The sequence below is a fragment of the Leptothoe sp. PORK10 BA2 genome (assembly GCF_034932105.1).
Lineage (GTDB): Bacteria > Cyanobacteriota > Cyanobacteriia > Phormidesmidales > Phormidesmidaceae > Leptothoe.
On the sequence record NZ_JAYGIG010000121.1, the window covers coordinates 35,155 to 55,603 of the forward strand.

Annotated in this window: 23 protein-coding genes; 11 read left to right on the forward strand and 12 right to left on the reverse strand. The window is 51.8% G+C overall.

Annotation, left to right across the window (positions count from 1 at the left end; translation table 11 throughout):
- Nucleotides 1–478 precede the first annotated feature (478 nt).
- Nucleotides 479–1,066 (forward strand): hypothetical protein, encoded by a 588-nt coding sequence (locus VB741_RS18640; protein ID WP_323366703.1) that lies wholly within the window; start codon nt 479–481, stop codon nt 1,064–1,066.
- Nucleotides 1,067–1,086: 20 nt separating this feature from the next.
- Here VB741_RS18640 and VB741_RS18645 read toward each other — a convergent pair whose 3' ends face one another.
- Both VB741_RS18645 and map read right to left on the reverse strand, forming a co-directional pair.
- Nucleotides 1,087–1,605 carry a hypothetical protein gene (locus VB741_RS18645; protein WP_323366704.1) on the reverse strand — a complete coding sequence of 173 codons (519 nt, stop codon included), beginning with the start codon at nt 1,603–1,605 and terminating at the stop codon, nt 1,087–1,089.
- 60 nt (nt 1,606–1,665) lie between these two features.
- Complete coding sequence (gene map / locus VB741_RS18650; protein WP_323366705.1) at nt 1,666–2,469, reverse strand: type I methionyl aminopeptidase; 804 nt, start codon at nt 2,467–2,469, stop codon at nt 1,666–1,668.
- Between the two features lie 220 nt (nt 2,470–2,689).
- Between map and VB741_RS18655 the strand changes: the two genes are divergently transcribed.
- A complete protein-coding gene (locus VB741_RS18655; RefSeq protein ID WP_323366706.1) occupies nt 2,690–2,989 on the forward strand; it encodes a hypothetical protein in 300 nt (99 codons plus the stop codon).
- Between the two features lie 22 nt (nt 2,990–3,011).
- Here VB741_RS18655 and VB741_RS18660 read toward each other — a convergent pair whose 3' ends face one another.
- Nucleotides 3,012–3,800 (reverse strand): SDR family NAD(P)-dependent oxidoreductase, encoded by a 789-nt coding sequence (locus tag VB741_RS18660; RefSeq protein WP_323366707.1) that lies wholly within the window; start codon nt 3,798–3,800, stop codon nt 3,012–3,014.
- Nucleotides 3,801–4,093: 293 nt separating this feature from the next.
- On the opposite strand from VB741_RS18660, the gene VB741_RS18665 reads away from it, so the two are divergent.
- From VB741_RS18665 to thrC, 5 genes are all read left to right on the forward strand, one after another.
- Nucleotides 4,094–4,525 carry an Hsp20/alpha crystallin family protein gene (locus tag VB741_RS18665; protein WP_323366708.1) on the forward strand — a complete coding sequence of 144 codons (432 nt, stop codon included), beginning with the start codon at nt 4,094–4,096 and terminating at the stop codon, nt 4,523–4,525.
- A 300-nt stretch (nt 4,526–4,825) separates the two neighbouring features.
- Entirely contained in the window at nt 4,826–6,277 is a 1,452-nt protein-coding gene (locus tag VB741_RS18670; protein WP_323366709.1) for a BCD family MFS transporter, read from the forward strand.
- A 4-nt stretch (nt 6,278–6,281) separates the two neighbouring features.
- A complete protein-coding gene (locus VB741_RS18675) occupies nt 6,282–7,091 on the forward strand; it encodes an inositol monophosphatase family protein (protein ID WP_442786395.1) in 810 nt (269 codons plus the stop codon).
- Between the two features lie 282 nt (nt 7,092–7,373).
- Nucleotides 7,374–7,970, forward strand: a complete 597-nt coding sequence (locus tag VB741_RS18680) for a Uma2 family endonuclease (RefSeq protein WP_323366711.1) — start codon at nt 7,374–7,376, stop codon at nt 7,968–7,970.
- A gap of 606 nt (nt 7,971–8,576) precedes the next feature.
- Complete coding sequence (gene thrC / locus VB741_RS18685) at nt 8,577–9,938, forward strand: threonine synthase (protein WP_323366712.1); 1,362 nt, start codon at nt 8,577–8,579, stop codon at nt 9,936–9,938.
- Between the two features lie 59 nt (nt 9,939–9,997).
- On the opposite strand, the gene purQ is transcribed toward thrC, so the two are convergent.
- Both purQ and purS read right to left on the reverse strand, forming a co-directional pair.
- Nucleotides 9,998–10,696, reverse strand: coding sequence for a phosphoribosylformylglycinamidine synthase subunit PurQ (gene purQ / locus VB741_RS18690; RefSeq protein ID WP_323366713.1), 699 nt, complete (start codon nt 10,694–10,696; stop codon nt 9,998–10,000).
- Between the two features lie 97 nt (nt 10,697–10,793).
- Nucleotides 10,794–11,060 carry a phosphoribosylformylglycinamidine synthase subunit PurS gene (purS, locus tag VB741_RS18695; RefSeq protein ID WP_323366714.1) on the reverse strand — a complete coding sequence of 89 codons (267 nt, stop codon included), beginning with the start codon at nt 11,058–11,060 and terminating at the stop codon, nt 10,794–10,796.
- Between the two features lie 116 nt (nt 11,061–11,176).
- On the opposite strand from purS, the gene VB741_RS18700 reads away from it, so the two are divergent.
- Both VB741_RS18700 and VB741_RS18705 read left to right on the forward strand, forming a co-directional pair.
- Nucleotides 11,177–11,566: a Fur family transcriptional regulator gene (locus VB741_RS18700; protein ID WP_323366715.1), complete on the forward strand. Its 390-nt coding sequence runs from the start codon at nt 11,177–11,179 to the stop codon at nt 11,564–11,566.
- A gap of 70 nt (nt 11,567–11,636) precedes the next feature.
- Complete coding sequence (locus VB741_RS18705) at nt 11,637–12,413, forward strand: Uma2 family endonuclease (RefSeq protein WP_323366716.1); 777 nt, start codon at nt 11,637–11,639, stop codon at nt 12,411–12,413.
- Between the two features lie 230 nt (nt 12,414–12,643).
- Here the strand turns inward: VB741_RS18705 and VB741_RS18710 are convergent, their stop codons facing one another.
- On the reverse strand, nt 12,644–13,600 hold the full coding sequence (locus VB741_RS18710) for an SPFH domain-containing protein (protein WP_323366717.1): 957 nt from the start codon (nt 13,598–13,600) through the stop codon (nt 12,644–12,646).
- Nucleotides 13,601–13,649: 49 nt separating this feature from the next.
- Complete coding sequence (locus tag VB741_RS18715; protein WP_323366718.1) at nt 13,650–14,075, reverse strand: NfeD family protein; 426 nt, start codon at nt 14,073–14,075, stop codon at nt 13,650–13,652.
- A gap of 108 nt (nt 14,076–14,183) precedes the next feature.
- Here VB741_RS18715 and VB741_RS18720 point away from each other — a divergent pair, with 108 nt between their 5' ends.
- Nucleotides 14,184–16,052, forward strand: a complete 1,869-nt coding sequence (locus VB741_RS18720; protein ID WP_323366719.1) for a PP2C family protein-serine/threonine phosphatase — start codon at nt 14,184–14,186, stop codon at nt 16,050–16,052.
- A gap of 173 nt (nt 16,053–16,225) precedes the next feature.
- A complete protein-coding gene (locus VB741_RS18725; RefSeq protein ID WP_442786396.1) occupies nt 16,226–16,462 on the forward strand; it encodes a ferredoxin-thioredoxin reductase variable chain in 237 nt (78 codons plus the stop codon).
- On the opposite strand, the gene VB741_RS18730 is transcribed toward VB741_RS18725, so the two are convergent.
- The 5 genes from VB741_RS18730 to VB741_RS18750 all read right to left on the reverse strand — a co-directional run bounded on the left by VB741_RS18730 (nt 16,455) and on the right by VB741_RS18750 (nt 20,099).
- The gene (locus VB741_RS18730) at nt 16,455–16,688 is read right to left on the reverse strand and encodes a hypothetical protein (RefSeq protein ID WP_323366721.1); all 234 of its coding nucleotides are present in this window, start codon (nt 16,686–16,688) and stop codon (nt 16,455–16,457) included. The two genes, VB741_RS18725 and VB741_RS18730, sit on opposite strands and share 8 nt — an antisense overlap.
- 11 nt (nt 16,689–16,699) lie before the next feature.
- Nucleotides 16,700–17,470 carry a YdcF family protein gene (locus tag VB741_RS18735; RefSeq protein WP_323366722.1) on the reverse strand — a complete coding sequence of 257 codons (771 nt, stop codon included), beginning with the start codon at nt 17,468–17,470 and terminating at the stop codon, nt 16,700–16,702.
- Between the two features lie 197 nt (nt 17,471–17,667).
- Nucleotides 17,668–17,979: a hypothetical protein gene (locus tag VB741_RS18740; protein ID WP_323366723.1), complete on the reverse strand. Its 312-nt coding sequence runs from the start codon at nt 17,977–17,979 to the stop codon at nt 17,668–17,670.
- Nucleotides 17,980–18,234: 255 nt separating this feature from the next.
- On the reverse strand, nt 18,235–18,531 hold the full coding sequence (rplY, locus tag VB741_RS18745) for a 50S ribosomal protein L25 (protein ID WP_323366724.1): 297 nt from the start codon (nt 18,529–18,531) through the stop codon (nt 18,235–18,237).
- Nucleotides 18,532–18,761: 230 nt separating this feature from the next.
- On the reverse strand, nt 18,762–20,099 hold the full coding sequence (locus VB741_RS18750) for an adenylosuccinate synthase (RefSeq protein ID WP_323366725.1): 1,338 nt from the start codon (nt 20,097–20,099) through the stop codon (nt 18,762–18,764).
- Between the last annotated feature and the right edge of the window lie 350 nt (nt 20,100–20,449).

Sequence of the window (20,449 nt, forward strand, 5' to 3'; positions counted from 1 at the left end):
TCTGGTGGGGCAAGCTTTAAAGCCCCAGAATATAGGCCCAAGGGGCATTCAAGAAAGGGGGGTGGGGGCCTGGATAACTGATATTTTCATTTACTGGAAATGTTCTAGGCCGCGTTTACCAACCGGATTGATCCATCCGTTGTACCCCTGAGGGTGAAGCGGTCGCCCTTGAACAGGGCTATATTCAACGTAGAATCTCAGCCCTTGGGCTGATTCCTACGTAATTTACCTAAGGCTTAACCCTGGGTCCACCCACAATATCCGTCATAAGACGGATGGCAACTTGGGAAAACCATTGCTATACCCAGTACTTGTACCAAGCAGATGCTACGGATTTAATTTAATTTTTAATTTCAGCTTTTTTGAGAAATTTGGTACCTATCACTACACCAGTTCCCTAATACAGTCGCTAGCTTGATATGAAATAAAACGATAAAAAATCCAAAACCCACCACACCTATCCCTCAAGATTCGTGCCATGCAATCTGATAACGTCCAACTCTTTCGCATGTTAATTGAAGCCGGTGCCCAGCCCGGTGAGGATTTTTCCTATGACCTGAGTCAAGGTACCTGCCACATTAACGAGCGCGGATTTATCCTGCTGCAACAAGCATTTCCCCACATTGACTGGCATGAAATCTCCAGTGTGATTGAGCGGGATTTAGACGGCCCTGTACAAAGCCTAAATCAGCAGTTGGGCGTGAATTTTGCGGCAGCGGTGATCCAGCGTCTGCAGGAACGCCTCCTGCAGCTACCCACCAATGAAGCCACCTGGTACGTCCACCAGATCTTAGGCGGTGTAGAGCAGCGTACCGGGATTCCCATCTATCAGTTGATTCAGCGGGAGCTACCGCCGGATACTTGTGGGCACTTGGATCAGCTGCTCAAGCTCACCCCCATGACTCCTTGCCATATCTGGATCGAAGATTTAGTCATGGCCGCCGGGGGCTCTAGCCATGATATTGAATATGAGGGTGAGGAAGTGTTGCTCAGTGAAACCGGCATCGAACTCCTGGCCGCAGTTTGGACCGGGGAGTTAGAAATTCAGGACGACCTAGCGGCCTAATGACGACCGTTAGGGTTGACTCAAAAAGCGCATCCTGTGGGCAGAGGTGCAACAGTTTCTAAACTGGGCAAAGAATCCATCACGAATTCAAAGCCGCCATCGACAGATCCCCCCAGGACCTGACCGCCATAATGACTCTGGATGCCGCCCATGTGGGCTCTAATAATTACGGGCTGTTCGGGGCTAATGGGCACGGGGCCACCGCTGCGGGTGAACGGTTGTTCATTGACGTGGCTATGGGCCAAAATGCGGCGATATAGCAATTTACCTGTTGCGACATCGGCCACTTCCCACCAGTCAGCATATTGTTCACAGCCGGTGTCAGCACTGCTAATGGTCACGGCAAAGGTGTAGTTGCCGGCTTCGCCAGTCACGGCCACCGACACTAGGTCGGCTACGGGGAGTCCGGAGGCATCGGTGGGATTGGTTACAAGGGAATCGACCACGGGTTCAGTGACAGTGTCGGGCACGGGTGTAGGGGGGGATGTGGTGCTCACTGTCTCTGGATCTGCCACACAGGCCATCGTCGTGAGCACCAAAAGTAAGTATAGAATTCTTCTATGCATTAGTTTCAGGGGCTGGCCTGGGGGCAGCCCAGCTTAAACGGTTGCTGCCACGGGGGCCTTAGTTAAAATATCAACACCCTCTTTGGTCACGACTACGGTGTGTTCGAACTGAGCTGTGAGGGCACGATCCTTGGTAATGGCAGTCCAGCCGTCGGCTAGCAGCTCTACCTCGTAGGTGCCCACATTGATCATGGGTTCGATGGTAAACACCATGCCCGGGGAAAACTTTTTACCTTTGCCAGCGGTTCCATAGTGGGGAATTTGAGGCTCGGTGTGGAAGATGCGATGGACACCGTGGCCAACAAAGTCGCGCACGACGGAAAATCCTTCCCCTTCGGCATAGGCTTGGATAGCGGCACCGATGTCGCCAATGCGGGCACCGGGTTTAACGGCCTGAATCCCCCGGTACATGCTTTCTTGGGTAACTTCTACCAGTCGTCGGGCCTGGGGGGAGACATCTCCGACTAGGAATGTCCGTGAGGTGTCTCCGTGGTAGCCATTTAAAATCGGTGTGACATCGACGTTGATGATGTCACCGTCCCGTAAAATTTGCTTGGCATCAGGAATGCCGTGGCACACCACCTCATTGACGCTGGTGCAGATCGATTTTGGAAATGGGTCTACGCCTTCGCCGCCTGGATAGCCCAGGGGCGCACTCTTCGCGCCATGGGCCTGGGTCCAGCGCTCGGCTTCGTCGTTGAGTTCTAGGGTACTAACACCGGGTTGAACCATGGGCTCTAGGTGGTCTAATAAACGCGCCGCTAGCTGACAGGCACTGCGCATTTGTTCAATTTCCCGCTTGGAGAGCCGAATGATTCCTTTAAATGGAGCGTCCACGGTGTTTCTAGTGATTAATAATCGTTCAGGGAGGGGGCCTATCTAGGGATAGGGGACTGCCTATCCCACTCTAACGCTATTGCTATCCTCTAGCAGCCAGATAATAGAAAATTGATCGAAATGGGGTCAGGGATTGCCTATCCGTATATCGGTTTAGATGTGATACAACGTGGTCAAAGATATTTAGTGGTGAAAGGGAATGCAAGGTTGGGCATTGTGTATGGTTTGTCTGTACGTGTCCCTGGGTTTGTTTAACTGGGTGACGGGGCTCCATTGGCTTGGGGAATTTTCGCTGCCGCTCTCAATTTTTGCTGGCCTGGGACTTGCGATCGCAAGCAATTCCCCCCCCGCCACCATCTCCGCTGCTTCTACCACACGCAATACTCCAGAGGCATCAGCTCCCCCCACCGAGCCCAAAGATATCATCGGCGGCCAGTCCACCCCACCAGCGTCAGCCCCTAAAACAGTCCCAGAACCCTCCATTTCCTTCACCATTCATAAAACTGTCCGTCCCCAGTAACCTTTCCCCCTGCCTGGCTCCCTCACTTCCCCTCTGGCGCTTGCAACCGTCCCACCGCATTCGTGACGGTACGCCGGGGCATGATGCGATTAGTAAACACCAGCAGCCGGTTCAAGACACCATGGACGGCTACGACCTGATTGCGTTCTAGGGCATCGTAGCCAAACTGTGCTACAGCAGCGGCATCAGGCAGTTTGAGTTGCTTAAAAAACTCCACTTCGCCCAGTTTAGCCCGAGCCTGAAAATCTGTTCCTCTGGTTGGTCCTGGGCACAGTACCGTCGCCGTAATGCCTGTGCCATCAACTTCGTGGGCCAGGGCTTCTGTAAACGACATCACATAGGCTTTACTGGCATAGTAGGCTGCCATAAAGGGCCCTGGCTGAAAGGCAGCGGTTGAAGCCACATTGAGCACTTTGCCAGATCCCCGCTCCAGCATCGGCGGCAAAAATAGTCGGGTCAGGTGGGTCAGGGTAACCATGTTGAGCTGTAGCAGGGCACTGTGTTTGTCCCAGTCACACTCAGCCAAGGGACCATAATCCCCAAAGCCAGCATTGTTAACTAACACATCCACCGTTAGCCCCTGCTGTTGCACCTGTTCAAATAGGGCCAAGGGGGATGCAGGCTGACTGAGGTCGTAGCTAAAGATATGGACCTGTCCAGGGTGGGACTGGGTCAGTTCAGATTGAATTTGCTGGAGTTTATCGGTGCTGCGGGCGACCAAAATCAGGTCATATGCATGGGTGGCAAAAACCTTAGCCAGTTCGTACCCAATGCCGCCGGAGGCCCCTGTAATTAATGCTGTTTTCGCCATGCTGTTTTCGCCAGAATTTTTTATTGATCGCTCAATGTCAGCTCTACCTTATCCCTAGAGTACGGCCAACCGATCCAACCATGAGGGTTCTCTCCCCTAGGTTTCATCACCACCGACGGGATGGCCTGGTTGACCTTCGGCAAGCCCTAATATTCGGTAGGGTTCTCTCCCCTGGGTGGAGCCAGACCCTTACGGCATCATGGTGACTGTAAGGCAAACCAAGAGATTCAGCAGACAGGAAACAGTCTCTTCATTGCCACTAAAACACAATCGTGAACTAAGGAAACAACAACATGCTCGTACGTTACTGGCAGCCGTTTCAAGAAATCGAAACCATTAAACAACAGCTGGATACCATTTTTGAGGATCTCACCCCCACCACAGCGAATTGGATACCTGCAGTGGATCTGATTGATGCAGGTGATAACTACGTTTTAGAAGTGGTTCTACCGGGGCTTAAGGCGGATGATATTAATATCGAAGCCAGCCGCAAGAGTATTACCCTCTCCGGTGAGCGGACCGCTGCTGAGGTCAGTGAGGATAAAACCGTTCTACGGCGTGAGCGCCGCTATGGCAGCTTCCGTCGGGTGGTGAACCTACCCGTGGCGGTTGACCATGAGCAAGTGAGTGCTGACTACAGCAACGGTATTCTCACCATCCACGTGCCCAAGTCCGCTGAGGTGCTGAATCAGGTGGTGAAGGTCAATGTGGCTCCCGCTGCATAAGACTGGATGGGTGGTGAGATGGGATGAGTGGGGAATACCTGATTCCCCTCACCACCGATAAATTTTTTTGACTCTCCTCTAATTCTCTTAGTTTGGTCTATGGCGGCAGGTTTATTCTGCCGCTTTTTTTGTTTTTTAAAATAACGATCGGACCATGGCCTGGGTGAATCGGGGTATCCGCTAGGGGGTGCCTTTAGGAGGTACTTCATCAGAACCTGGATGACTGTCCGTTGGTGGCTGTTGCCGTTTAAGCTGGGTATTGCATACAACATAAGAAACCCAGTTAGTAAATCAACGGTTATGAGCAATCCAGATCTGACCGATAGCTATGTTAACCCCAACCGAGCTATTCCCAAAATCGGCCTATTTACCATGCTGCGTCTGGGGGTGTTCAACATGGGCCTCGGTATCATGTCGCTTCTCACCCTGGGGGTGCTGAATCGCGTCATGATTGATGAGCTGAAGGTGCCCGCATTGATTGCTGCGGGTGCGATCTCAGTGCATCAGTTCATGGCCCCGGCCCGGGTGTGGATCGGTCAGATGTCAGATGCCAAACCGCTTCTAGGCTATCATCGCAGCGGTTACATTTGGCTCGGCATTGTCTCCATGGCGGTTATGGCCTTTACCGCTGTGCAGGTCATTTGGCAGATTGGCAGCCGAGTGGAAGCAGTGGGCTGGAGCAGTGATCTATATCCTTGGGTCGGGTTACTCGCCTTTATATTTGCCCTTTATGGTTTGGCCTTATCCTCCACCTCCACACCGTTTACAGCGCTCCTGGTGGATGTGTCGGATGAAGAAACTCAGTCTAAGCTGGTGGGCATTGGCTGGGGCATGTTGATGGTGGGCATCATTTCCGGGGTGATTATTACCTCCATTGTCCTCAAGTCCCTGGGGGATAGCCCCACCCTGGATCAGCTGCGCAGTTCCATTAATCGACTGTTTATCATTGCCCCGTCCATTGTGTGTGGGATCACCATTCTCAGCACCTTTGGCATTGAGAAAAAGTATTCACGATTGCAGCAAAGGACGCGTCAACGAGACGATCAGATCACCTTTAGAACGGCATTGAAAGTCTTGACTGCTAGCCGTCAGACAGGGTTATTCTTTATCTTTTTATTAGTTCTGAGCCTCAGCCTGTTTATGCAGGATGCGGTGTTAGAGCCCTACGGTGGCCAGATTTTTGGCATGGCTATTACTGAAACCACTAAGCTCAATGCTTACTTTGGCATGGGCACCTTATTTGGCATTGTTGCCACGGGCTTTTGGCTAGCTCCGCGACTGGGTAAAAAGCGCACCATTAAACTGGGCTGTCTGTGGGCCGCCGCCTGCCTGATCTTACTCATTGTTGTTGGCACAACCGGGGATCCCAACCATTTAATGGTGGGGGTGGGCCTATTTGGTTTGGCATCGGGGGTCCTCACCACTGGCTCTATCTTGCTCATGTTGGATCTCACCGTAGCGGAAGTGGCGGGTACCTTTATTGGCGCGTGGGGACTGGCCCAGGCCATGGCCCGGGGCACGGCAACGTTGCTGGGGGGAAGCTTATTGTCCTTGGGCAAAAGCATTATGGAAACCATGGCTGGTGGTCCCGTGCCTGAATCGCAGCTATTGCCTGCCTATGGTTTGGTGTTTGGTACCCAGGCAGTCGGTATGCTGGTGGCGGTGGCGATTGTGAGTCGGGTGAATATTCGAGAGTTTCAGACGACAGCCCAGGATGCGATCGCAACCGCCCTAGAAAGTGACATGGATTAACCCGATGACCCTAGACTGGCAACACATTCTCACTGTCGCAGAAACCGCGACTACCGTAGTCGGAGCCCAGCTGCTCAAAGACTTTGGTCAGGCCACCGCTGAAGAAAAGGTCGACGGTAGCCTCGTTACCCAGTCGGACAAGTGGGCCGATGGCGAACTGCGACGACGGCTGCAAAAAGAGCTGCCAGACCATGGCGTCCTCAGCGAAGAAGACAGCCACATTTTCCCACCCCAGGATTTTTGCTGGATTATTGACCCCATTGATGGCACCACCAATTTCACCCGTGGGGTGCCCCTGTGGGGTATTTCCCTGGGCCTGCTGTACAAAGGCACGCCGGTTTTTGGCCATGTGTACATGCCCACCCTCGACCAGCGGTTCCATGGGTTTTACATGGGAAACTCCGGTCTGGCCGGACCTGACGGTGCCTTTCTCGATGGTGAACCGATTCACACATCGTCAGATGCGGCTACGGGCAGTCAGTTCTTTAGCCTCTGTGCCCGTAGCCTCAAGGTGCTACAGAAACCTTTCCCTTGCAAAATCCGCATGTTGGGGGTGGCTACTTACAATCTACTCACCGTTGCCGCTGGCATTAGCCTTGGCGCAGTGGAAGCGACACCCAAAATTTGGGACATTGCTGCTGTCTGGGCCATTACCCAGGCGGCTGGAGGGGTATGGACTCCGCTAGAAGATGTCGATATTTTTCCGCTCAAAATTGGCGTTGACTATGGCAGCCGCCCATTTCCCACGTTACTTAGTGCCCGACCTGACTTGGCGCAAACGTTTCGCCCCTTAGTTGAGGTGATCATTCAATAGGGCGTTATGGATTTTGCCTGAACCCATAACTGGAGGATCTAAGGTAGTCGAAGTCAGGCTAGATTGACGTGATCCATTGGTATGTCCGCGATGACTTGGTGGATGAGAACTATCGGGTTGATACTCACGCACTGGCTCCCATTGAGCGAATGGCAGGGAATGACTACTGTTTACGGATCGACAATTTACCATTCCCAATGGTCTGCCGAAATTATTATAGTTAGCTATTGTGAAGGAAGCCTTACTCCATAACCTAAAACAGTTGACTAGGTGCTGGTTAATATGATCGCAGTAAAAGACAACTTCCCCCACCTTACGCCCGAAGAGTACTTCGCTTGGGAAGAAAAGCAGCCCGACAAACACGAATATATCGACGGTCGAGTCTATTCAATGAGCGGCGGTAGCGTTAACCACGGTCGCATTGCTATCCGCTTCACCGCTATGTTCGATACTCACCTAGACAATAGCGGTTGCATTCCAGGTAATTCGGACATCAAAGTCAACATCGTCGAAACTAATAACTACACCTATCCCGATGCTAGCGTTACCTGCGACGAGCGTGATAAAACAGCGGCCAACTATTTCACCTATCCTTGCTTGATCGTCGAAGTTTTGTCTGATAGTACTGAAGCCTATGATCGCGGTGCCAAATTTAGAATGTATCGCCATAATCCAATGCTACAAGACTATTTGTTAGTCAGCTCCACCCGCATCGAAATGGATTTGTATCATAAAAAAGAGACGGGTGAATGGATCATTCTTAACTACCAGGAAGGTGATGTGATTGAACTAAAAAGCATTGACCTCAGCTTTTCCATAGAACAAGTCTATCGTAACCTTGTCCTTACTCCAGAATCCAGCCCTTTCAAGGTGAATTGAATACTTTTAATAATTGCCAAAACCTTTTTTGAAAAGGAGTTCTGGGCTCTCATGCCGAAAAAGCACTGTCTACAATCTGAGAGCTTTCTAACAGGAATCGTAAAAACTTCAGAATAAGATAGCTGAAACACCCATAAGTTCGTCGACCCAAGTCGCGATTTAGTGCATTTGTTCTTATTTTGGCATGGGCGAATATGATTGAAAGTCCTGCTGAGTATTGGTTTTAGCCAAATATAAAGCTCAAACATGTCACACCTTTAGAGGGCTGGCTTTTTAAAACCTATAGTCGGTAAAAGGGAAGAACATAAGTTTAACTTCCTCGAATATGTCCCAAACTCTTATTCTTAGAGGCTTTGAGACTAGTCTTCCCAAAAAAATAAGGACGGAGGGAACCCTCGGTTTCTAAAGACTCATTCATAAAGAACTGGGCACCCTCCTGCGTTAAAGTACAAACAGTGCCGTTGTTGATTTAGGGGATGAACCGAGCCAGAAAAAGCGCACTATTTAGGAGCATCAGCATCACTGAGCATAGCGCAATCGCCCCTTGCCTCATCTGTCAGCTATTGAACATAATGGCAACATATTAATCATCCTCAGGAACCCTTCATGTCGTCAGCTGTCGCGTCTAAATTGGATACAGATAAACAGACCACCTACTTTCGCTGCATCGCAGGCTGCCCCGGCCACCACTCGATCTACGACGTGATCTATACCTGTCCATCCTGCGGCAGCCTACTGGAAGTACACCATGAGCGGGAGCCGCTAAAAAAACGCAGCGCAGCCGAATGGAAACAATTATTTGAATCGCGTGCCAGTACATCGACTTGGCCCTACGGTAGCGGTGTGTGGGGGCTGCGGGAGTGGGTGGTGCCTTCCTTGGCGGACGAAAATGTTGTCAGTATGTTCGAAGGCAACACCAACCTGTTTTGGGCCGAGCGCCTAGGGCAGCAACTGGGGGTGCCCGATCTATGGGTTAAACTCTGCGGCAATAGCCACACTGGCAGTTTTAAAGACCTGGGCATGACCGTATTGGTCAGCGTGGTTAAGCAAATGATGGCCCAAGGCAGCCCCGTTAAAGCTGTGGCCTGCGCCAGCACTGGTGATACCAGCGCCGCCCTGGCGGCCTATGCGGCCTATGCTGGTATCCCGGCTGTGATCTTCCTCCCGGCAGGTAAAGTCAGTACCGCCCAGCTGATTCAACCGGTGGCCAACGGTGCCCATGTACTGGCCCTGGACACCGACTTTGATGGCTGCATGAAAATTGTTCAAGAAGTCACGCAGGACAACTCTATCTACCTGGCCAATTCGATGAACAGTTTGCGCATCGAGGGTCAAAAGACCGTTGGTATCGAAATTATTCGTCAGTTCGATTGGCAAGTGCCCGACTGGATCATTATTCCGGTGGGCAACCTGGGCAACATCAGTGCCCTTTACACAGGGTTCAAGTTGATGATGGACCTGGGGTTAATATTCCGTATGCCCAGGCTAGTCGCTGCTCAAGCGGCTAGGGCCAATCCGTTCTACGAATCTTTCAAACTTGGATTTAAAGAAAAAATTAGCGTCACTGCCCAGGACACCTTGGCTAATGCCATCAGAATTGGGGATCCGGTGAGTTACGACAAGGCTGTTAAGGCAATTGTAGAAACGGACGGCATTGTGGAACAGGCTACGGAAAACGAATTGGCCGCGGCGGCGGCTCATGCTGATTTGACTGGCATGTTCACCTGTCCACACACAGGGGTGGCTCTAGCCGTGCTGACCAAACTGATCAACCGTGGTGTGATCAAATCCAGTGACAAAACAGTGGTGATTAGCACCGCCCACGGTCTGAAGTTCACCGACTTTAAAGTCGGTTACCACGAATCGACGCTGGAGGAGGTGACTAGCCAGTATGCCAACCCCGCCATTAACTTACCTGCCGATGCGGCTACCGTGAAAGCTGAAATTGAGAAACGGCTTGGCCATTAATAAATAGTTCTAATATTGGATTAGACCAATATTAGAACTATGGGGTCAGCATGGGTTCCTTAAACAGTACTCAGCGCCACCTGTAATATCGATTCAAATAACGCTACTCCGTCGGTGCCTCCCAGCCTAGGGTCGGCAGCTCTCTCTGGATGGGGCATCATGCCGAGAACATTGCCGGTTTTGTTGCAAAGACCGGCAATGTTGTTAAGGGAACCGTTGGGATTACTGTTGTCGTCTACGGTGCCGTCGGCACTGCTGTAGCGAAAGACAACTTGGTTGTTGTCTTCAAGAGACTTTAGGGTATCGGGGTCTGCATAGTAACAACCTTCTCCGTGGGCGATGGGAATGGTGATGGTTTGACCCTGGGTGTAGTTTTGGGTCCAGGGGAGGTCCGTGCGTTCTACTTGGAGGGGGGTGCGATCGCAAATAAACCGCATATCCCGATTCCGCATCAGGGCACCGGGCAGCAGACCCACCTCCGTCAAAATCTGAAAGCCATTGCAAATGCCTAGCACCAGCCCACCTTTATTCGCATGGTCAATGACAGCTCCCATCGCTGGGGAAAACTGGGCCACGGCCCCACAGCGCAGGTAATCGCCAAAGCTAAAGCCACCGGGGAGCACGACTACATCAACATCGCCGAGATTGCTATCCTCATGCCAGATGCGGTGGGTCGGACGTTTGAGGATATCGCGGGTGACGTAGAGGACGTCGCGATCGCAATTCGAACCGGGGAATGTAATAACGCCAAATTTCATGGGACCAAAAATGGTTGGGTAATGGGTTGGGCTGTCGACAGATTGCCTAAATATTGAATGGTGGACATTTACCCACCCTACGAGGCGATGGCGCGGGTTATGCCGCCGCCATCGCCTGCAATTCAATCCGATAATTCTCAATTACCGGGTTGGCCAAAATCTGATCGCACATCTTATCCAACTGTTGCCGAGCGGCCTCTTCGCTCTCCGCCGTCAGCGACACCTCAATGTATTTCCCAATGCGGATTTTTTCCACATTGTCATATCCCATATGCTCTAATCCAGAACGCACTGCCGTCCCCGCCGGGTCGAGCACGGACGGACGGAGGGTCACATACACCTGAGCCTGATAAGTCTGGGCCACAATGAAAATCCTGAAGGGGGTTGGTTATCCGCTTATTTTATAGCACCCTTGAGCCGGTCTACCCTAACCTTATGCCCAAGGTCTAAGCTAGTAAAACGATCTGACCCTTTAAACCTATGACTATTCGTCGTACGCGAAACCAAGAGCGCATCCTAGACGCCTTACAAAATCTAGAGCAGGCCATCTCTGCCCAGGATCTGCATGGTGCCATGCGGCAGGATGGTAGTCGGATTGGCTTAGCAACCGTTTACAGAGCATTGGAGGCCATGAAGTTGGACGGCACCGTCCAGGTCCGCACCCTGGCCAATGGAGAGGCTCTCTACAGTCTCACCCACGAAGATCGCCATCACCTTACCTGTCTGCGCTGTGGTGACTCCTTACCAATTGAGCAATGTCCTGTCCACGACCTGGAGAAGCACCTCAACGACTCCCACCATTTCCGCATTTTCTACCACACCCTAGAGTTCTTTGGCCTCTGCGATAAATGCCAAGTTGTCTCGGGTTAGCTAATATAATGCACATGTACTCCTATGTACTTTTGCATTTACTTTCGCATGTACTTTTGGGCGGTTAGACATGTACCCAAGCGACTCACCTAAATCAGTGCAGCAGCCCCTGCCCACCATGTACGATCTCCCCAGCGAATATCCCGAGGAGCTAGGCTTGCCAGACGAGTTTCATGACTTTCAACCGCAGTTATTGCGAGAGACCTGCCAGCTGCCCAACCATGACCTGAATGATATTTTTATCGGCACCGACCTCAATATTTACTACGATAGCCGTCATACCCAGTGGCATAAGCGCCCCGACTGGTTTTTAGTATTGGGGGTACCCAAAGCAAAGCAGCAAGAGGACTTGCGCTGGAGTTACGTGATTTGGCAAGAAGGTGTCAGTCCATTTTTAGTGGTGGAGTTGCTATCCCCAGGGACCGAAGATGAAGATTTAGGTCTTGCTCCCCGGCGGATCGATCAGCCCCCTGGCAAGTGGGACGTTTACGAGCGTCTGCTGCGGGTTCCTTACTACGTGGTTTTTGATCGTTATCAAAATGGATTTCGCCTGTTCAAGCTGACGGGCATTCGCTACGAAGAAGAATCGATCACTGATACCCGTTATTGGTTTGAAGACTTAGGCCTAGGCCTAGGGCTATGGCAAGGCAGCTTTCAAGACGCTAATGGCGTTTGGCTGCGTTGGTATGATGCCGATGGTGATTGGATTTCTACCTCAGCTGAACTCGCCGAGCAGGAAAAGCAGCGGGCTGAGCAGGAAAAGCAGCGGGCTGAGCAGGAAAAGCAGCGAGCTGATAAATTAGCCGCTCGGCTGCGGGAATTGGGCATCAATCCTGAGGAGCTTTAATCCAAAAGAATGACAACCTGAACCTTAGGTAGAGTAAGGCTTACAGGGTATCAACTTAACCCGGAAAATCCTGGCTAGGTGGGAATCAGGGGACAGAGGCCAGAAGCCAGTGAGGCCCTGACTCCTGACTTCTGAATACTATCGTTGGGAAAGCGTCCCGCTTTGAGTTGTTACCTAGACCTACTGACCGGACTTCATCTGCTGGAATAAATTCACGGATGACTATCCCTTTACGCCTGTTCTATGTCCCCAATAATAGACTTCATGCCTTCTAAGGTGGCGGGAATTGTGCGGGGGTCCATAAACATCACTTTGCTGCTACCGCTGGCCCCAATTTTGCTGCCCACATCTAGATAACCCTGGGCTAGTAAAAACTGTAATGCTTCCCGTGCGGTGGGATCACTCTTGAGTTGTTGGACTAACACCTGCATAGCTTCGGCGGTGGCCTGGGCTCGTAGTACCTGCTCTTGGCGGTCGGCCTGGGCCTTCATGACAATAGCCTTCTGCTCTGCTTCGGCGGCCAGAATGGATGATTTTTTACGGGCTTCGGCGGCCAATATCTCCGACTCGGCCTTGCCCTGGGCTGCATTGATGGAGGATTCTCGCTCGCCTTCGGAGGTGAGGACGGCGGCACGCTTCCGGCGCTCTGCGGCCATCTGCAGTTCCATGGAGTCTTGCACCGCCTTGGAGGGCACAATGTCCCGCAGCTCCACACGGGTGACCTTGACCCCCCAGGGATCGGTGGAAGTATCCAATTCGCGCAGCAAGGTTTCGTTAATTTCGGATCGGGCGGTAAAGGTCTCATCCAATTCTAGCTGTCCCATTTCGGCTCGAATCTGGGTGAGCACTAGGTTGACCATGGCGGACTGGAGGTTTTCGACTTTGTAATAGGCCTTTTCTAAATCGACGATGCGCCAATAAACAACGGCATCGACACTGATGGAAACATTGTCCCGAGTAATGCACTGCTGGGGGGCCACATCGAGTACTTTTTCCCGAATGGTTTGTTTGTAAACCACCTTGTCAATAAAGGGCATGGTGAAGTTCAAGCCTGGCTTGAGCTTTTTTCCGGTATACCGACCGAGACTTTCCACCAGGGCTTCATCCCCCTGATTGACGATACGAACGGAACCGGCGGCAATGGAACCGCCAAAGGCCAACATCAGTAACAGTGCAAATGGGTTCATGGTGTGTATATTTCTAAAAAAATGTGGTGGGTAGGGATTTGAGAAATTCCTACATGATGGCGCTTTCGGGCATGACAATTAGGGTGTTGCCCTGGCGACCGATGACAATGACGGTTTGATCGGTGGCGATTGCCATCTCCCGATCACTACAACAAGCGGGCCATGAATTCCCCTCGTACATCACTCGGCCACTGCTACCGGGGGGAATCGCCGTAATGGTTCTCGCTTCCGTTGCATCCATCAGGGCGGGGGGCTGCCGCCGGGGGGCAAAGCGCCGCAGGCCCAAAAACATCATTAGGGACAGCACCATCCACAGGGCCACCTGCCAGTTAAACCCCATGGGCAGCGCCAGCGCCAGCAATCCAACGATGACTGCACTCACCCCCAGGGCCGATTCTAAAAAAGCCGTTGGAATCATCAATTCCATCACACAGAGGGCGACGCCTAGCAGAATCCAAAAAATTGCCAAGTTCATGGTCATTTTACGTTTTAGCTATTTCAAGGGTATAGCAAATGTCTGACGCCTAAGGCCGTTACACAACTCCTCAATTGAGCTCTTTGGGACTACCATTAACCTAATCTTTTGCCCCTCGATTTTTTTGCCCCTGGGGGGAATCTTGGCAAACCCTTTGGTGACATGACTCAAGTGGACCTCTATCCCTTTAAGAAATACGTTCTAGCCTTAGGGCCTGGGCGCGATGTTCCGCCTGGCCAAAGCGTTAACGACCGCTACTGGGTGCTTAGCCCTGGTGTCTGGCAAGATACCCAGGCCCCCGAGCCTCCAGCCTATCCCACTAAAGTTACCCCAGCTGCCCTGCCCTATCTCAAGGCCTATCCCCACCAGCTTCATGTGCCCACGGTTTATGGTGAATGCCAGTTGCCGACCGGGCCGGTATTGCTCCTCGACAATGTGCCGGTGGATCGCCATGGCCGCTTAATGCCCACTTTGGGGTCCGCTTGGGCTTCGGCTAAGCCCTTTCGTCAGGTTTACTGGTGCTGGCAGCTGTTTACGCTTTGGCCCCACCTATTTGGTCTTGAGATGGCCGCCACCCTGACTGCCCCTGAAGCGATCCATATTGATGGTTGGCGGATTCGGTTGAGTAATCTCATTCCTGGCCAGCCGCCGCTAAAGGCGCTAGCGGATCTGATTGCCTCTTTACTTCCCAAGGCGTCTCCCCTGGTGGCTACCAGCCTGCAACCGGTTTTAGATCGGTGCAGTGGACCCCAGCCAAATTTTGATCAGATTCTTGAGCATCTTAACCGGGCGTTACTCACCCAGGCCATGGGGATTTCCCTCACTACTGAGGTTGCTGGTAGCACCAGCAGCGGCCAGCAACCTCAAAATGAAGATGCCTGTTATCCCAGCCAGGTGGAGTTAGAGCGGGCCAGTACCGCCGACTTGCCGAGTTTGCCTCGCATTGCCATTGTCTGTGACGGTGTCGGTGGCCATGCTGGGGGGGAAATTGCCAGCCAGATGGTGGTGCGATCGCTACAGCTACAACTACGGGGTTTACTGGCAGAAGCCTTGGAGCAGGAAGAACCTTTGCCCCCCTACGTGGTGATGGGGCAGATTGAAGCGGCTATTCGGGTGGCGAATAATTTGGTGGCTAGCCAAAACGATAGCCAGGGCCGCACCGAACGGCAGCGGATGGGTACCACCCTGGTGGTGGCGGTCATGGTGCCCCAGCGCATTCCGACACCGGAGGGACCTCGGACGGTCAACGAGCTGTACGTGGCCCATGTGGGCGATAGCCGAGCCTATTGGATTACGCCAGAGGCTTGTCACCTGTTGACCATTGATGACGATGTGGCCGGACGGGAAATCACCAATGGCAGCTATCCTACCGCTGCTCGGGCGCGGGACGATGCAGGGGCTCTGACCCAGGCCTTGGGCACCCGCGAGGCCGATAATCTCACCCCCCATATTGAGCGGTTTATCTTAGATGAAACCGGTATTTTGCTACTGTGCTCCGACGGTCTGAGCGACCATCAACGGGTGGAAACATCCTGGGCCAATTATATTGGCCTGATTGTGAAAAACATCGTGCCCCTACCCACCGCTGTGGAGTCATGGGTGGAACTGGCTAACCAAAAGAATGGCCATGACAATATTGCCGTAGTGTTGATGCACTGTACGGTGGACGGAGAGACGGTGATTGTGGACGACATGCCGCCGCCGCCCTCCCTAACCGAGCAGGGCTTAGGGGCTACAGAACTGACGGCGGCATCTAGGGCTCTACTCTACGGAGAAAGTGAGGAACCGGCAGAAATCGGGGACGCTGTCATGTCGGATGAGGCAAAACCCCGCCGCCTCCAGGCATTGGTGCTGAGTATTGTGCTGTTGATTGCTGTCAGTATGGCTGGGGTGATTGGGATGCTGCTGTGGCAAAACTCATGGCCCGCCCCCGATGAAAACTTCCAGGATGTTCCTACGACGGAACCCGACTCTTAACGGGCCAATTTTAACGAGCAAGTTTTAACGGGCAAACAGGTTTAGTGGATAGCAACTTTAGCAACTAAATGGTTGTTTAAAGCATTGCCTGGGGACTATCTTGTGAGAAAATAGTTCCCAGTGCACATTCCCCATCGGTGTGCTACCGATCAACTTTTAGGTTAACGATGTCTATGAAAGCTGGCGATCGCGTAAGAGTTTCTGCCCCTGTTGTTTTGTATCATCATCCTCAGCACCGGAATGAACCCCATAACGCTGAGGGTATGGAAGGAATTATCAAGCAAATCTTAACTGACTGGCAGGGACGTCCCATTAGTCCCAACTTTCCCGTCGTCGTCGAGTTTCCCCTGGAAGGGGCCAAGCGGCCGTTTAAAGCCCATCTTGCTAGCACGGAGTTGGAAGTTATCTAGGGGCTTCTGTCGATTTTCCGCGCCGGAACCAGTTAAACAGAGGAATGTCATGTTCCATGGCCGCTAGCTCAGCTTGATGTTGGGCAGCGGTTTCGTAATACCACTGGCAGTAAGCTTCAAAGGCTTCCCGGTGCCGTACTTCCTGACTAAAGTCGTAGGCGATCTGCTGCCGCTCAATCGCTTCATGGGCGCTGGTGGAGGAGGGTTCAAAGGAAAGTTGGGTCATGGGTGTTTGGGCTATAGCCAGCCCTTAAGACGGTAAACGCCCAAGCCGATATATTCCTTCAGGGCCCTGGTAAATAGGTGTAGGGCTTCGGTATCGGGGAGGACGTTGATAAATGTCGCGGAGGAAATGCCTTGCATCTCTGCCAAGGATTCCTGGGAAACCCAGTAGTCCGTTGGGGCCGCTGTTACATCAAATCCTTGTTTCTTAAAAATGGCCATGGACCTGGGCATGTGGATGGCTGATGTGACTAGCAAAATCCTGTTGATCTGTTTCTGTTGCAGGATTTTGGCGGTTTCTACGGCATTTTCATAGGTATTTAAGGATTCATTTTCTAGCAAAATAGACTCCTGGGGCACCCCCATGGCCTGGGCGATTTCAGCCATGTCTTTGGCTTCTGAAGGCTTAGCTGCCGCAGGGTTGGCTGCCGCAGGGTTGGTTGATACTGAACTTTGACGGCCTTCTTTCCAAGAGATGCGGCCACCGCTAAACAGGATCAAGGGGGCGACGCCTGTTTGGTAAAGTTTGATGCCATATAACACCCGGTCCCCCGCTTCTAAAACCTCGATCCAAGGTCGGGGGGGCGATTTGGGGCGGGTCGCTCCTCCTAGGACAACAATGGCTTCGACTGCCGGCATGGGATCAGGGGGAAAATACTGCCACTCTAGAGTCCTGACGAGGGTGGAGGCAATCATGGGGTTGCTGCTGCAAAAGAGAATCAGCAGGGCGGTTGCGATCGCAAGTAACGAACGCCGAGGAAACTTCCACAGCCAAATTATGGCCATCCCCAACAACACACAGGACAACCCCAGGGGATAAATGAACAGGGGGATTAGTTTCGATAGAAACAGGAACATGTCTGAAGGAAAATGACCAATAGACTATCGTTGACGTCGTCCTAACGGTTGCCAATGTTGCCGAACAGTGGCCAATAGATCATCGTTGACGTCGTCCTAAATGTTGCCGAACAGTGGCCAATAGGTTATCTTTGGCGTCGTCTCAAATGTCGTCGTTCGGTGCGTAAACGCCACTTAGGCAGCTGCAAAAGGGATGGACGGTTACTTTTTTGTTGGCGTTCTTGCTTGGGCATGGGTTCCCCCCCGGGAGCATACCACCAGGCCGATACCAAACCCCCAGCGACCCCCCCCAGAGCCCCAAACAAGATACTAGCTGTTACTGAATATCCCAACAGGGCAAACACCAGTAGGAACATTAGCCACAGTCGTAACGCCGCAGGCACAATCAAATCGGTCATGTCGTTGATAATGGGTTTGGAGTCCTTAGGCATTTTCATGGCCGTTACGAAAGAAGCTGAAGAGGCTAACGCCCATACTATACCCGTCATCGTCGAACGGGTAGGTGCCAACCCCAAACAATCAACAAACAATCAACAAATTAGGCCCTTGGGTGCCAGGGGCCCAAGGGCCTGAAATAACCCGAAATCTATGGCCATGGCTGATTGAAAAGATGAGCCGACATGGCAAAAAGCCCCATGCTAAAGTTTCGCATGGGGCAAGACCGTTCAAATTAAATCAGCTTCAGTTTTGCTTCAGTTCTGCTGGGCCAAAAAGCTAATGTGATAGACCTCATTCTTCCAAGGGTGGTTTTGCACCTCTTGTAGAATAACGTTTCCATTCCAAGGCATATCTGCCACATTTAGACTTATTTCAACCTTTTGCCCCTTAGCTTTGCGCAATAGGGCCTCAACTTCACGGGTGTTGGCTTTAAGCGAGACAGAATTGGTGCCGTCATGGCCATAGAGCACAGCAGGCATCACCCCTTCACGGCGTAAAGCTCCAGGCTTTTCGTTATCAGCACGCTTGCTACAGTCGAGAGTCAGTTCCATTGCAATTGTCCAATCGATGAAAAAATAAATTGTTGTCTGTCAAACTTGATGGAGTGCTAACTTTCAAGCAGACGGTTCACTAGTGATAAGACGCCTCACTAGCGAGAAGACGGCTTACCATTGTAAGTCGAATTTGGCCCCGCCCCACATTTTCCTAACCACAGCACTAGCTATTGGCGAATGCTACGTTTAAGGCTTTACCATCCTAGCGCCTCAAGTTACCGCAGTCCCTAAGCTACTTTGAATGCACTGCCATTTTCATACAGCAACGCCCGTTTTGGACCGTGGATGGGGTCTTCCACAATGATGGTCTGATCGCGACTTGCACCTAAGGACACAATGGCGATGGGCACTTCCATCAGTTTGGCCAAAAATTCAAGGTAATCTAGGGCCTGTTTCGGCAAGTCTTCCAGACGACGGCAGTTAGCCGTTGATTGCTGCCAGCCCGGCATAGTTTCATAGATCGGCTTGCAACGAGCAAAAAGGCTGGCATTGCCTGGCAAATTTCTGCAGCGCTCACCGTCTAGCTCATAGTCCACACAGACCTTAATTTCCTCCATTTCATCTAGGACGTCCAACTTGGTGATGGCCAAGCAATCCAGTCCATTAATGCGGACAGCATAACGACCCACTACGGCATCAAACCAACCACAGCGTCTCTGTCGGCCAGTGGTGGTGCCAAACTCAGCCCCCCGCATACAGAGAGCATTGCCCATTTCATCCATCAGCTCCGTAGGGAACGGTCCCTCACCCACCCGAGTGGTATAGGCTTTGGCCACCCCAATCACCCGGTCCACAGCCGTTGGACCAATGCCAGAACCAATACAGGCTCCACCAGCCACAGGGTTAGAGGATGTCACGTAGGGATAGGTGCCATGGTCCAAGTCCAGCAGTGTGCCTTGGGCCCCTTCAAACAGGACATTTTTGCGCTTTTGTAGGGCGTTATAAATGTGCAGAGAACTATCTACTACGTGGGGACGCAGTCGCTCAGCATAGGCCTCATACTCCTGAAATACCTGATCTGGGTCCAGGGGCGGCAGATTATACAGTTTCTCTAAAACGATATTTTTGTAGCTGATGGTCCACTCTAGCTGCTCCCGAAACGCTGTCAGGTCCATCAGGTCGCAGATGCGAATCCCTGTGCGTTCAGACTTGTCTGCATAGGTGGGGCCAATGCCGCGCTTAGTGGTGCCAATTTTCTTATTACCCCGGCGTTCCTCCGACGCCTGATCGATCAGGCGGTGGTAAGGCATGGTCACATGGGCCGTTTCTGAGATGAAAAGATTCTTACTGGAAACGCCCAGACCGTCTAACTTATCTAGTTCAGCAATCAATTCTCTCGGATCAATGACTGTCCCGTTACCAATCAGACATTCGGTTTCACGGTACAAGATACCCGAGGGAATCAAGTGCAGCTTAAAGGTCTGATCTTTGACCACAACAGTGTGGCCGGCATTAACCCCGCCCTGATAACGGACAACCACATCCGCTGATTTGCTGAGCAGATCGGTAATTTTTCCTTTACCTTCATCGCCCCACTGGGCACCAATTACAATAACGTTTGCCAAGGGAATTTCGCGCGTTAGAGTTCAAACAAATCACAATTATGATTAGCCAAGGTGGCTAGTGTCAACAAATGCAGCGTAAATCCCTGGGGTAAGACAGTCTAGTTTTTGGGATTTTAGTGTGGTTTGTGCACTCACCAAAGGTTAACTAAAGTTTAAGCCCTGGTTGGTTTTGGATATAGTCCTGGGCAAAAAAACAAATCCTGCGGTAAAACTGACACTAATAGGCATTTCACACTTTTTTAATTTTTGTATCAACGGTTTAATCACTCAATCCCCCGTTTCAATGTTTCCGTTTGTGCCTAAGACTTTGGCGCGCACTGGTGATGGGGCTGCGGTGCTAGTTATTAAAC